General features: G+C 55.8%; 14 protein-coding genes. 4 read left to right on the forward strand and 10 right to left on the reverse strand.

Annotated elements, in window-relative coordinates; translation table 11 throughout:
* Positions 1-422 precede the first annotated feature (422 nt).
* From AR456_RS13830 to map, 3 genes are all read left to right on the forward strand, one after another.
* Positions 423-2,186, forward strand: coding sequence for a peptidoglycan DD-metalloendopeptidase family protein (locus AR456_RS13830; protein WP_021818780.1), 1,764 nt, complete (start codon positions 423-425; stop codon positions 2,184-2,186).
* Between the two features lie 221 nt (positions 2,187-2,407).
* Positions 2,408-2,614 (forward strand): ParD-like family protein, encoded by a 207-nt coding sequence (locus AR456_RS13835; protein ID WP_021818779.1) that lies wholly within the window; start codon positions 2,408-2,410, stop codon positions 2,612-2,614.
* Entirely contained in the window at positions 2,607-3,392 is a 786-nt protein-coding gene (gene map, locus AR456_RS13840) for a type I methionyl aminopeptidase (RefSeq protein ID WP_021818778.1), read from the forward strand. The genes AR456_RS13835 and map overlap by 8 nt, the downstream gene beginning before the upstream one ends.
* A 73-nt stretch (positions 3,393-3,465) precedes the next feature.
* Here map and AR456_RS13845 read toward each other — a convergent pair whose 3' ends face one another.
* The 10 genes from AR456_RS13845 to AR456_RS13890 form a co-directional block, all read right to left on the reverse strand.
* Positions 3,466-4,158 carry an MOSC domain-containing protein gene (locus tag AR456_RS13845; RefSeq protein ID WP_021818777.1) on the reverse strand — a complete coding sequence of 231 codons (693 nt, stop codon included), beginning with the start codon at positions 4,156-4,158 and terminating at the stop codon, positions 3,466-3,468.
* 35 nt (positions 4,159-4,193) lie between these two features.
* Positions 4,194-5,426 carry an RNA polymerase sigma factor gene (locus AR456_RS13850; RefSeq protein ID WP_031207655.1) on the reverse strand — a complete coding sequence of 411 codons (1,233 nt, stop codon included), beginning with the start codon at positions 5,424-5,426 and terminating at the stop codon, positions 4,194-4,196.
* Between the two features lie 44 nt (positions 5,427-5,470).
* Complete coding sequence (locus AR456_RS13855; protein ID WP_021818775.1) at positions 5,471-5,872, reverse strand: VOC family protein; 402 nt, start codon at positions 5,870-5,872, stop codon at positions 5,471-5,473.
* On the reverse strand, positions 5,869-6,294 hold the full coding sequence (locus tag AR456_RS13860; RefSeq protein ID WP_021818774.1) for a VOC family protein: 426 nt from the start codon (positions 6,292-6,294) through the stop codon (positions 5,869-5,871). Before AR456_RS13860 ends, AR456_RS13855 begins: the two co-directional genes overlap by 4 nt.
* A gap of 70 nt (positions 6,295-6,364) precedes the next feature.
* The gene (locus AR456_RS13865) at positions 6,365-6,766 is read right to left on the reverse strand and encodes a YciI family protein (protein ID WP_021818773.1); all 402 of its coding nucleotides are present in this window, start codon (positions 6,764-6,766) and stop codon (positions 6,365-6,367) included.
* A gap of 114 nt (positions 6,767-6,880) precedes the next feature.
* Positions 6,881-7,549, reverse strand: a complete 669-nt coding sequence (locus tag AR456_RS13870) for an amino acid ABC transporter permease (protein ID WP_021818772.1) — start codon at positions 7,547-7,549, stop codon at positions 6,881-6,883.
* A gap of 5 nt (positions 7,550-7,554) precedes the next feature.
* Positions 7,555-8,295: an amino acid ABC transporter ATP-binding protein gene (locus tag AR456_RS13875; protein ID WP_021818771.1), complete on the reverse strand. Its 741-nt coding sequence runs from the start codon at positions 8,293-8,295 to the stop codon at positions 7,555-7,557.
* A 20-nt stretch (positions 8,296-8,315) separates the two neighbouring features.
* Positions 8,316-8,984, reverse strand: a complete 669-nt coding sequence (locus tag AR456_RS13880; protein WP_021818770.1) for an amino acid ABC transporter permease — start codon at positions 8,982-8,984, stop codon at positions 8,316-8,318.
* Positions 8,985-9,049: 65 nt separating this feature from the next.
* Complete coding sequence (locus AR456_RS13885) at positions 9,050-9,907, reverse strand: ABC transporter substrate-binding protein (protein WP_081694644.1); 858 nt, start codon at positions 9,905-9,907, stop codon at positions 9,050-9,052.
* Positions 9,908-10,005: 98 nt separating this feature from the next.
* Entirely contained in the window at positions 10,006-10,725 is a 720-nt protein-coding gene (locus AR456_RS13890) for a GntR family transcriptional regulator (RefSeq protein ID WP_081694643.1), read from the reverse strand.
* 292 nt (positions 10,726-11,017) lie between these two features.
* On the opposite strand from AR456_RS13890, the gene AR456_RS13895 reads away from it, so the two are divergent.
* Entirely contained in the window at positions 11,018-12,310 is a 1,293-nt protein-coding gene (locus AR456_RS13895) for an NAD(P)/FAD-dependent oxidoreductase (protein WP_021818766.1), read from the forward strand.
* Positions 12,311-12,365 lie beyond the last annotated feature (55 nt).

The raw sequence follows: 12,365 nt of genomic DNA on the forward strand, positions 1-12,365 counted from the left end.
TTATTCCCGATAAAGCCACAAAAGGAGCGCACAATGCGTTCCATTTCCCGCGTGCGTGGCAAGGATCCGGCATCAACTCGAATGTTGCACAATTTTGTCGCAAACAGAATGCCTGCCTCGTCAAGGCTGATGTTTCTCATACACCGATATTCAGAAATTTCCTACATATTAGTAAGTTGCAGTTGATGGTTGCAATTCGGATGTAAACAGTGTCGAATACAAACAATTAACAAACAGTGTTCGAATAAATCCGCAACACTGCAATGACAACCTGAGATGGCCCCAGAAGCGGCATGAATGCTGGGTGCCATCCAGATTTCTGTATTTACATACAGTATAGGAACATCATACATCATGGGGTATGGTGGGTCGGCCTATGTATATTCCATTTATTCAACACAAGTTTTTATGGCCTTTTACCCATGATGCGAATCATCCATTCGCTGCCCCGCACGCACAAGTTACTACTGTTACCCGTTGCTACCATGGTCACAGTGCTGGGCGCTCACAAGATTGTTACGACATATGAAGACGTACAGCGCGACAAGCAGCCGCTCGATACTGTCCTCGTACCACTAGCTGACAATGCCTCCCCTGGCCTTCCATCACTGGAACTTGGCCGAATCCCGGTAACGAACGCTCTTGATGTGGCGCTCGATGCCACCCGCGGGCATGTGCCGATTTCGAAGCTTCAGGCAAGTGAAGTGGTTGACGTCAACTTCACCGACGCCATGCTTGCCAATTCTGACTTCGAAACAGCGATGCATGCCTCTTCGACGGCAAATGATACGCCGATGATGATTCTGAAAACCGGCGTCGCTTCCTCTCAAGAAGCGGCGCCGATTTCTGACGGCAGTGCCGTTCTTGATCAGAATGCGCGGCAAATGGCAATCGCCATCGGTACCGTTGCCGGCGGCATTCTCGAAAGCAACGCCTTGCAGATTGCTGAAGCCACCTCCTATGAGGATGTCAGCGAGGATGAACTGGAGCTGTTTGACGAAGGTCCAGTAGTCCTCAATGAGGAAATAGCCGCTGACGAGCCATACGTCCCGACCTGGCAGACCTATCGCGTCAAGCAAGGGGACACCTTCACTGCGCTGGCAGAACACTCGCTTGGCCTTGGATATCGCGAAGCCATGGCGTTGCTCGATCAGATCCCTGACAAGGACATCGTTACTCGCTGGCGAGTCGGCAACACCTTCGAGTATCAGCTCGACAAGGAAGGTCACTTGCTCGCTCTGCGCTTGATGAAAGACGTCCGTGACGGCTACCTCATTGAGCGTGGCGATACCGACAGCGAGTTTGAGGTTGCCACCATTGAACGTGCTGGCGAGGCCTCTCAGCGGCTCTATGCTGGCACCGTCAACGGTAGCTTCACTCGTTCAGCCCAGGCCGCCGGCTTATCCTCCACCGAAGTATCCGAGATGGCCAAGGTACTCGAGAAGAAACTCGATTTCCGTCGTGATACTCGCCGGGGTGACTCGTTCCGCGTACTGGTTGAATCCGACATCATCGATGGTCAACACCTCGACCCTCGTGTCCTGGCAGTATCCTATGCAGGGGAGCGCATGGATCTAACTCTGGTGCGCAATCCAGAGGATAATCACTTCTATACGCCTGATGGCGAGAGCCTTGATCCAGCATTCAACCGTTACCCATTCAGCGGCAACTATCGGATCAGCTCCAATTTCAACCTTAACCGCCACCACCCGATCACCGGCCGCACCAGCCCGCACAAGGGTACTGACTTTGCCATGCCGATCGGTACGACGGTGGTCGCACCAGCGGCGGGCCGAGTCGAGATGGTGGGTAATCATCCTCTGGCGGGGCGTTACATCGTCATTCGCCACGACAATGGCTACAAGACCCGCTATCTGCACCTGTCGAGCGCACTGGTATCCACTGGCGAGCGCGTCACCATGGGTGAACAGATCGCACGCTCCGGCAATACTGGACGCAGCACCGGCCCTCACCTCCATTACGAGATCATGGTCAACAGCAACCCGGTTGACGCAATGCGTGTCGCTCTTCCCGAGAACCGAAGTCTGAGTGGTGCGGCTCTCGCGTCTTTCCAGGAGGAAACCGCACCCGCAATGGCCGCTCTGGAAACTGGCAAACCTGGCACGGTGGTCGCGATGGCTGGTCCAGCCAATGCCAAGGAAGACACGGCAAACGACGACAGCTGAAGCATCATACTGTCGAAAGAGCCCTTGCTCTTCAGCAAGAAGCCCCGCCATGCGGGGCTTCTTGCGTTCAGGTCCATGATGAGCTTCGTCGATATCAGGCCCTCCTCGTAACATCTATCGCAACCGTTCAATTCTCCTACCACGACCGCCGCCTCGGCTCATCTTGCTGGCCAGCCACCAGAAATATATGATTCATATATGTTTCGTATATCGAGGTAATTATGGGCATCGTCAAGATCAGCGATGAACTACATGATGAAGTTCGCCGAGCCAGCTCGATCATGGTGCGTTCGATCAATGCTCAGGCCGAGTACTGGATCAAGATCGGTATGCTTGCGGAATCCAATCCGGGAATGACGTTCACGGAAATCATGCGTCAACAGATGGCACCTGACGCCATCGAGTCAGAAAAGGCTGCTCATGAGTGAGATTGTTATCAAGACCTCGGATGAACTCGCGCTTCTGCGTGAATCGGGTCGCCTGCTCGCCTCAGTGTTCTCCTGGCTCGACACTCAGATCGAAGTCGGGTGCACAACGATGCATATCAACCAGCTAGCCGAGCACTTCATCACCGAAACTCTGGAAGCGCGCCCCGCCAGCAAGGGGCAATATGGATTTCCATTTGTGCTCAATACCTCGGTCAATCATGTCGTGTGCCACGGCATTCCTTCCGAGACCACGACGCTGAAATCAGGCGATATCGTCAACGTCGACATCACGCTGGAAAAGAACGGATTCATCACTGATTCAAGCAAGATGTACATGATTGGTGAGGTATCGCCCTTCGCCCAACGTCTGGTGAACAAGACCTACGAAGCCTTGTGGGCGGGGATACGCCAAGTGAAGCCCGGTGCCACACTGGGTGATATCGGCCATGCCATTCAACGCCATGCAGAAGGTAATGGATACTCTGTAGTTCGAGATTACTGCGGACATGGGATCGGCAAGCAGATGCACGAGGAACCTCAGGTACTGCATTACGGCACCCCGAACAAGGGGGCTGTGCTCAAGGAAGGCATGGTGTTTACCATCGAGCCGATGATCAACCAGGGGAAAGCCAAGGTCAAAGTGAAACGCGATGGCTGGACAGTTGTCACCGCCGACCGGAAGTTGTCAGCTCAGTGGGAGCACACAGTAGCTGTTACCGCAGATGGCGTCGAAGTGCTGACACTACGTGATGAGGAAGATGGCCTTCAAGGCCCGTAGACGCGGTCTACTCAGGGACTCAGGCACAGTCACCGCCTGAGTCCACGACTTCATGATGATATCCGCTGACGGATCATGAGCGCCGCTTCTGCCAGTAGTTGATGCGTCGTACCAGCTCGTCCTTCCAGATCTGCGCCAGTGCCTCGACATTACGCAACTCATCCATGAGCGCTATATCCGCACGCTTGTTCTCCAATACCCGCCAGGCAGCGGCAACACTCCACTGTTGTGGACCTCTCTCCACCCACTCAATCGTGGGCTGTGGGGGCACCCAGCCTTCTTCGACAACCCGCATCAACCACCCCATTCTGGCTTCGAGCATTAGCGTCCGCGCCATCCCGGGCACACCAATACGTGCATCGATCTTGGTACAAGGCTTACGTGGCTGGGTCACCTGCACCACCGCCTCGCCAATACGCAACACATCGCCGATGCGCATATCCTCTTCGCTGACGCCATAGGTCGAGATATTCTCCCCCAGCACACCGGGCGCGAACGGTAATGACGTATCTGGATAACGCTGGCTCCAGTCCTGATAGTGGTCCGCGCAGTACTGACACAACGCACGGTCCACACCACCATGATCCACCATGTTGGCCTGACTGTCTGATGACAGCCCCACACGGCTCAACCATTCCGCATCATGGGCGGCCACCTTGAAGATACCGCTCTTCTCACCAAAGCCCGGCAGTACTTGCGGGTCACTGACAAATGGGCCATGAATAGCCGAGAATACTGGCGCAGTGGATATTGACGACGCTTCCATGACTTTTGCTGCCTCCCTGCTTTCGGCCAACCGGCTCAACCCTTCGAGATTTCATCAATTCGTCGCTGCAGCAACTCCTGCTCCCGTGGGTGCGACGTCAGCAGCAACGCTCTGTGCCATGACTCCACCGCCCGCGCCTGCTGGCCCAGTCGATAGTGCATCTCGGCGCGAGCGACGTGCAGCCGATGATAGTCACTCAACTTACCACTTTCGAGTAGTTCATCAATCAGTGCCATTCCAGCCTCGGCACCTTGGTGCATGGAGATCGCAACGGCACGATTCAGCCTCACGACAGGCGTAGGGCTCACATCAACCAGCACATCATAGAGCGCCGATATACGGTCCCAGCGAGTCTGCTCAGAACTACCAGCTCGTGCGTGCTCGGCCGCGATGGCTGCCTGCAGGGTAAAGGCGCCAATCTCCCCGGCTTCGAGCGCTTGCCACAACCAATCAAGCCCTTCTTCGATCAGACGCGAATCCCAGAGCTGTCTGTTCTGATCTGCCAACAGCACCAGATTACCGGAGGCATCGGTACGTGCGCTTCTACGCGACTCCTGCAACAGCATCAGCGCCAGCAACCCGAAACAATCAGCATCCGCCACCAGTTCACAGAGACGACGACCAAGGCGAATGGCTTCACTCGACAGCTCAGCACGCGTGGCCTCTTCACCGCTGCTGGTGGAATAACCTTCCGTGAACATCAGATATATGACGTGCAGTACTGTATCCAGACGCTCGGCCAACTCACTGGATTCAGGTGCTGAAAACGCCACCTGACGATCACGTAGCCGCGCTTTGGCGCGCACGATACGCTGCGCGACTGTGGTCGGCTTGAGCAGAAAAGCTCGCGCAATTTCTTCGGTAGTCAGGCCGCAGACTTCCCGTAGCGTCAGCGCCAGTCGTGAGGTAAAAGCCAACTCTGGATGACAGCACGTGAAGATCAACCGCAGCTCGTCATCCTCGATAGCCTGATCCACGTCGACTGGCGCGCTTTCCAGCTCATCGAGCAGCGGGTCAGAGGCATGTTCGAACCTGGCTCGTCGACGCAGACGATCAATGGCACGGTGATATCCAGTAGTCACCAGCCAGGCAGTAGGGTTATCGGGCAAGCCTTGCTGCGGCCAACGATCCAACGCGATAGCGAAGGCCTCGTGCATGGATTCTTCGGCGAGGTCGAAGTCGCATACGCGTCGCACAAGGCTCGCCAGCACTCGACGCGAATGCTGGCGGTAGAGCACCTCCATATCAATACTCAGTTGCCGTTGCATGCGACCCTCACTCATCTCGTTTCCACTGCCCTCTTCATTTCCACTTATGCCATGGCAGCTTCATCCAGGAACAGCGGTTCCCAGATATGGCCATCGAGGTCCATGAAGCTGTGGGCATACATGAACCCATGATCCTGAGGTTCACCATTGGCCTGACCACCAGCATCCTGAGCACGACGCACGATCTCATCCACCGCTTCGCGACTATCCATCGACAATGCCACCAGCACTTCCGTCGCCTGATGCGCATTACTGAGCGGACGCGGAGTAAATCCAGAAAAGAACTCGTGCGTCAGTAACATGACATGAATATGTTCACTGATGACCACGCAGGATCCCTTGTCGTCAGTGAACTGTTCATTGATTTCGAAACCCAGTTGCACATAGAACGCCTTGGCCGCCGGCAGGTCAGCAACTGGCAGATTGATGAAGACCTTGCGACTCATGATGCCATTTCCTCGCCATGGTAGATTTGCCAGGGAATGCCAAAGCGATCCACGACGGCTGCGAAGCGCAAGGCAAAGAAGGTCTGTTCGAGCGGCATCTTGACCTCACCGCCTTCCTTCAAGGCTTCGTAGAGACGCTCGGCATCCGCGATACTATCCGCCGCCAGGGTGAGAGAGATTCCCTGAGGTTTTTCGTGGAATGGGCTGTCCGCCCCCATCATCAACCCCCAGGGCATGTTGACTTCGGCGTGCATCACCGCATCCGGCGAGGGTGCCATGCCCTCGGGCATGCAACTGTCTTCCGGTGCATCGGCATAACGCATCACCGCCCCCATCTCTCCCCCCATCAACTCGGCATAGAAGCGCAACGCTTCCTCGCAGCGACCGTCGAAAGACAGGTAAGGGCTCATATTCAGATTCATGGTGCTGGCTCCGTGGTAAGCAGCAATAGACCTCAAGCACAAACGAGTGTGGAATGTGCCGAGCAATCAATCAGGAACGTGTTGCCATCGCCGCGACAGACTCTGACGACGCACTGTCTGAAGACTCACTCAACTGCAGCTCACGTACCGGTCGTACCTCCACCGACCCGACCCGAGCGGCGGGGATACCACTGGCAATGGTGACAGCCTCATTGAGATCACGTGCCTCAACCAGATAGAAGCCCGCCAACTGCTCATGAGTCTCCGCGAAAGGACCTTCAGTCACCGTGCTGCTGCCCTCTCGAACCCTGACCGTCAGAGCGGTCGCCACCGACTCCAGGGCCTCCGCTGCAACCAACCGGCCACTATCGGCGACGCTTTGGCCATACGCCGCGCACTCATCATCAACCGGGCTTTCCGGCAACGAGTGCATCAGCCTCTCATCACCATAGACCAGACAGAGATACTTCATGACGTTTCTCCCCAGTGTGGATTTGTTCAACCTACACAGGGAAGACGAAGGTGCCGACAACAGATCGACAGGAGAGAAAAGTTTTTTTGCCTACCAGATTCCTTGCGTATCCACTTAGTGAGTGGTCACACCCGGAACATACGTCCTGCGTTCAACCCAACCGAGCAGGCTGGCAACGGTAGAGGTCAATACCAGATAGATAATGCCCGCCCATAGAAACACCAAAAAGAAATCCAGGGTGCGTGAACCAATGTCCTGGGCAATTCCGGTAATCTCAACCACACCAATGGTGTAGGCGATAGAGGTGAACTTGAGCTCGATGATGGCTTCGTTGGACCACTGTGGAATCACGCGCCGCAAGGCCTGCGGCAACATGATGTAGCGAATGGCCTGCCACCGACTCATACCACAGGCCCGGGCCGCCACCATCTGCCCGCGGGGGACCGACAGCACCGAACCGCGGAAGTATTCGGCCTGGTAGGCCGCACTGTTGAGAGTGATGGCAATCACCGCTGCGGTGAAAGCATCGAAGACAATGCCAACATGAGGCAAGCCAAGGTAGATGAAGAACATCTGCACCAGCATTGGCGTGCCGCGGAACAGTTCGATATAGGCCGTACTCAGCCAGTAGAACAGGCGACCACCATAAACCCGAGCCCAGCACAGCATCAGGCCAAGGAAGAATCCCAGCGTAATCGCAATCACCCACAGCGCCAGAGTTACCGGTACGCCCTTGAGCAAGGCGGGCAACCATTCAATGCCAAAATGGATAAATTCCAGCATCGCTTTCACCCGTGTTCGGCAATGACATTGAGAAAGGATCGTGTGCGCTCACTCGTGGCGCCAGTAAAAAGCTGCTCCGGCGGCCCCTGCTCAACGATGTGGCCATTTTCCATGAAGATCAGTTCATCGGCCGCCCGTCTGGCAAAGCTCATCTCGTGGGTGACAACCACCATGGTCATGCCCTCAGCGGCCAATGCCTGCATCACGCGGACTACCTCGCTGGTCAATTCAGGATCCAGCGCCGAGGTTGGCTCGTCGAACAGCAATACGTCTGGATCCATGGCCAATGCTCGCGCTATGGAAACACGCTGCTGTTGCCCCCCGGAGAGTTCTGCTGGGTAAGCTCCCGCCTTGTCCGCCAAACCAACTCGCTCGAGCTCCTGTTGAGCGCGCTCTGTGGCTCCCCGAGCGCCCATTCCCTTGACCTTGATCTGGCAGATACGGACGTTGTCGAGCACCGTCAGATGCGAAAACAGATTGAAGTCCTGAAACACGAACCCCATCCGCGCACGCATGGCATCGATATTGCGCTCAAGCACTTCTTCACCAGCCAGAAATATTCTGCCAGCGTCCGGTGGCGTGAGGTGATTGATACAACGCAGCAAGGTACTTTTCCCCGAGCCGGAAGGACCGATCAGCACCTTGGTTTCCCCCTTGCGCAGACCAAAGCCAATACCCTTCAGGACTTCGAGGTCATCGTAGCTCTTGCGTAGATCACGCACATCGAGGACAAGGTCGTCTGCCATTGCATGCATTCCCATCGGTGTTATTTTTCGAAGCCCGGTACCGCAAGCTTGCGTTCAAGAGCGTAAAGCAGGCTGTTTCCAGTACGGTTCAGAATGAAGTAAAGCAGTGCCACCACGGCAAAAACGAGCAGCACATTACCTTGTGTACTGGTGATGATGTAGTGCGCCTGGCGAGTCAACTCCACTACCCCGATCACATAGGCCAGTGAGGTTTCCTTGATCTCCGATGAGAACTCGTTGGTCCATGGTCCTATCGCGTGCCGCGCCGCCTGAGGAAATACGATATAGCGAATGGCCTTGAGTCGAGACATCCCCATGGCCCTGGCGGCCATCATCTGTCCGGCAGGCACCGATTTGAATGCACTACGAAATATCTGTGACTGATAGGCCGCCGAGCGCAGCCCCATGGCAAGGATTGCCGCCGCAAAGGCGGAAATATCGTAGATGCCGGATACGCCATAGTAGAAGATAAACAGCATTATGATGATCGGGACACCGCGGAATACCCGTTCGTACATTATCAGCGGCCATTGAACAAGCCGGGTTCGCGGGCCATACAGTTGCACCAGGCAGATTGCCATCCCCAGTACAAACCCGATAATCAACAGTGCGACCAGCAGTATCACAGCCACACCTAATCCCTTGAGAAGAAAAGGGAAGTCCCTTATCAATACGCTGTAGATATCCATGCCGATTTCCCTGACACGACAAGCGCCCTTCCGAGATGCAGAAAGGCGCTTGTCATCAGATCAGTTTATTCGTTGCCAAGCTCTGGAAGGCCTGCAACCGGCTTGTTATACGTATCAACGAAATCCGGCATGTTCCCCGGAATCGCAGGAGGAGTGATTCCGGGAATATATTGCTCGATAATTTCCTGCCATTGTCCCGACTCATCAATCGCCGTGATCCCCTGGTTCAGCGACGCCAGAAGATCCTGCGGATCACCCTTGGATACCGCCAGTGCCAGTGGAGCGCGAATATAGATCTTGCCGGCCATTCTTATTGGCTTGCCAGCATTGATGTATTCCTGAGCCGAGGTATCGTCGACGATAACGGATGAAATTCTGCCGATGGCCATATCATCCACCGCTGTGACATAACTCTCGTATGTCGCCAGCTCAACATCGATGTCATTGTTGACGACATTCTCTTCCATCCAGGCCTGTTGTGAAGAGCCACCCTGTACACCGATACGAGCGCCGCAACACACGGCAGTGAAGACATTGGCCTCGGAGTCCTCTGGCACCAGTACGACGTCGTTGGTCTCCCACCAGGGGATAGTGAAATCGATTGCCTCACTGCGCTCTTCCGTAACCGTGAGGCCGGTTGCCAGAATATCGATCTTCTCGGCAGCCAGTGCCGGAATCAGCGAGGGAAACGGCATATCCTGAAACTCGATTTCGATGCCCATCTCGTCAGCAATGGCATTCATGGCATCGATGGCGATGCCCTTGAACTCGCCACTCTCGACGTAGGCCCAAGGGGGGAAGGATGCCTCGACCCCGACGGTATAAGGGTCCTGAGCAGAGGCAGTAGTCGCCAGGCCGCTGCCGACCAGAGCAACGGCAGCAAGAGACGCAGAGCGGAGCAGTGAAGATGTCATACCTTTCATGATCTTCTCGCATTAGCGGTGAATTTTATTATTAGCGTTGTAACTATGGTCGTTACTTTCAATAACTGTCAATCATCCCTCGACCACCGAGTCTGCACTCAGTCCAGCAACATCATGCCCTGCTCAATATCCGCTTCAATGGCCTGGCAGAAGGCTTCTCGATCGCCATGACGCAGCGCCTGAGTGATCTGGCGATGGTAGTCATCCGCGATGCTGGAGGCCCCCCAACGCGTACAGATCTGCCGCATGCTCGGGCCATATTGCAGCCACAGAATCTCGATCAAAGGCAGCAGTACTGTGGAGCCACTGCGCTGATAGATATGGAAATGAAAACGATGGTTGCCTCGCATATAGCGGGGTAGATCGGCTTCGGCGATGGCGGTGTTGATCCGTTCATCGAAGCTCTCGAGAATCTGCACATCGCGCTCATCGAGCGAATCAAACGCCTGGCGTGAGACTTCCGTCTCCAGATTACAGCGCGCGTACAACACCTCATGAAAGCGTTCGCGCGAAAGGTGCGGAACGATGATCTTGCGGCTATCCGAGAACACCAACGCCCCTTCCGTGACCAGCCAACGCAGCGCTTCACGGGCTGGCATTGCACTGGTGCCGTACTGCGCGGCAACGGAACGAATCGAGATCACCTCGCCCGGAGCAAAGTCGCCCTCACACAGGCGTAGCTTCAACGCACGGTGCAAACGCGTCGATGCCGTATCCGGCATGTAGGGCGGCGCTTCACTGGCAGTCATATCGCCCGCACCTCCTGAAGCACGTGGTGCCGCGGTAGCCGCCGCAGTTTGGTCTATGCCTTGCGTCATGGTGCTCCTCGATGGGTCCCGCCCTGATGAATCTGTTGTTGCTGCATGAGCCTATGCTGCCCGAAGTACTGCTGTCGAGGCCTCTGCTGTCGAGGCCCCTGCTGTCGAAGCCCCTGCTATCGATAGCTCTGTAGTAGATGATCCTGGTATTGGTAGTCCTGCTGTCGGTAGCCCTGCTGGTGATAGCGGCTCACGTAAACCTCTTGTTCCCACGATAGGCTCTTGCTAGTGTGATCACAACATGTGATCACACCTATACACCCAACCATCGAATCATCCATCCGGAGAGCCCATGACCGAACCGCGCTGTGCGTCCTACTACTCTGCTACTGTTCACCAGGAGTCGGAGTATCCGGCGCTGGAAGGCGATCATCATGTCGACGTTGCCGTGATAGGCGGCGGTTTCACTGGCGTGAATACCGCATTGGAGTTGGCCGAACGCGGCTATTCCGTGGGGCTGGTCGAGGCCAACAAGGTGGGTTGGGGAGCCAGTGGACGCAACGGTGGTCAGGTCACCGGTAGTCTCTCGGGGCAGGATGCCATGCTCAAACAGCTGAGCAAGCCACTGGGTCAGCAGGATGCCGAGGATTTCGTATGGGGGCTACGTTGGCGCGGGCACCGTATCCTTCGCGAGCGCGTCGAGAAATACGCCATTCCCTGCGACCTCAAGTTCGGCCATCTACAGGCTGCATGGCAACCCAGCCATATCGACGAACTCAAACGCGACTATGATGCCTCTCAGCATCATGACATCGGCCGGCACATCGAATGGTTGGATACTGAGGCCACCCGGGCGGTGATTGGCACCAGGCTGTATCATGGCGCCATTCGCAACAACTACAACATGCACCTGCACCCACTGAACCTGTGTCTTGGTGAAGCACGCGCTGCGGAATCGCTGGGCGTAAAACTGTTCGAACGCTCACCAGTACGCAATATCGTGCATGGCGATAAACCCCGCGTCGAAACCGACAGAGGACGACTGATCGCCAACGCTGTTGTCCTCGCGGGTAATGCCTATCACCGTCTCGAACGCAAGACGCTGGGCGGCAAGCTGTTCCCGGCTTCTCTGGGCATCGTGACCACGGAGCCCCTGAGTCTTGCACAGCGCAAGGCCATCAACCCCGACGACCTTGCGGTCTACGATACCCGTTTCGTGCTCGACTACTACCGGTTGACTGCCGATGGCCGACTGTTGTTTGGCGGTGGAGCCAACTATTCCGGCAAGGCCACGGCCGATGTCGGCGCCGAGCTGAGACCGAGACTGGAACACACCTTTCCCCAGCTCAAGGGCATTGGTCTCGACTTCCAGTGGCAAGGTATGGCCGGCATCGTCATCAACCGTATCCCGCAACTTGGCCAGCTATCGCCCGGCGTCTTCTATGCCCAGGGCTACTCCGGCCATGGTATCGCCACATCGCATATCGTCAGCAACATCATGGCCGACGCCGTCAGTGGGCAGCTCGAAGAATTCGATCTGTTCGCCAATATGCGCCACTGGCGGATACCGCTCAGTGACCAACTGGGCAATGCGTTGCTCTCTGCAGGCATGTGGTACTACCAGCTACGCGAGAAACTACGCTGACCCAACATCTTCTTCAAGCAATTGATTTAAAAATATTTTTATAACCCTCTCTTTC

The sequence above is a fragment of the Halomonas huangheensis genome, from assembly GCF_001431725.1.
Taxonomy (GTDB): Bacteria; Pseudomonadota; Gammaproteobacteria; order Pseudomonadales; family Halomonadaceae; genus Halomonas; species Halomonas huangheensis.

Excerpts from the sequence above, each read along its gene's own strand:
- AR456_RS13830 (WP_021818780.1), top strand. The coding sequence starts at position 423 with ATGATGCGAATCATCCATTCGCTGCCCCGCACGCACAAGTTACTACTG.
- AR456_RS13835 (WP_021818779.1), top strand. The coding sequence starts at position 2,408 with ATGGGCATCGTCAAGATCAGCGATGAACTACATGATGAAGTTCGCCGA.
- map (WP_021818778.1), top strand. The coding sequence starts at position 2,607 with ATGAGTGAGATTGTTATCAAGACCTCGGATGAACTCGCGCTTCTGCGT.
- AR456_RS13845 (WP_021818777.1), bottom strand. The coding sequence starts at position 4,158 with ATGGAAGCGTCGTCAATATCCACTGCGCCAGTATTCTCGGCTATTCAT.
- AR456_RS13850 (WP_031207655.1), bottom strand. The coding sequence starts at position 5,426 with ATGCAACGGCAACTGAGTATTGATATGGAGGTGCTCTACCGCCAGCAT.
- AR456_RS13855 (WP_021818775.1), bottom strand. The coding sequence starts at position 5,872 with ATGAGTCGCAAGGTCTTCATCAATCTGCCAGTTGCTGACCTGCCGGCG.
- AR456_RS13860 (WP_021818774.1), bottom strand. The coding sequence starts at position 6,294 with ATGAATCTGAATATGAGCCCTTACCTGTCTTTCGACGGTCGCTGCGAG.
- AR456_RS13865 (WP_021818773.1), bottom strand. The coding sequence starts at position 6,766 with ATGAAGTATCTCTGTCTGGTCTATGGTGATGAGAGGCTGATGCACTCG.
- AR456_RS13870 (WP_021818772.1), bottom strand. The coding sequence starts at position 7,549 with ATGCTGGAATTTATCCATTTTGGCATTGAATGGTTGCCCGCCTTGCTC.
- AR456_RS13875 (WP_021818771.1), bottom strand. The coding sequence starts at position 8,295 with ATGGCAGACGACCTTGTCCTCGATGTGCGTGATCTACGCAAGAGCTAC.
- AR456_RS13880 (WP_021818770.1), bottom strand. The coding sequence starts at position 8,984 with ATGGATATCTACAGCGTATTGATAAGGGACTTCCCTTTTCTTCTCAAG.
- AR456_RS13885 (WP_081694644.1), bottom strand. The coding sequence starts at position 9,907 with ATGAAAGGTATGACATCTTCACTGCTCCGCTCTGCGTCTCTTGCTGCC.
- AR456_RS13890 (WP_081694643.1), bottom strand. The coding sequence starts at position 10,725 with ATGACGCAAGGCATAGACCAAACTGCGGCGGCTACCGCGGCACCACGT.
- AR456_RS13895 (WP_021818766.1), top strand. The coding sequence starts at position 11,018 with ATGACCGAACCGCGCTGTGCGTCCTACTACTCTGCTACTGTTCACCAG.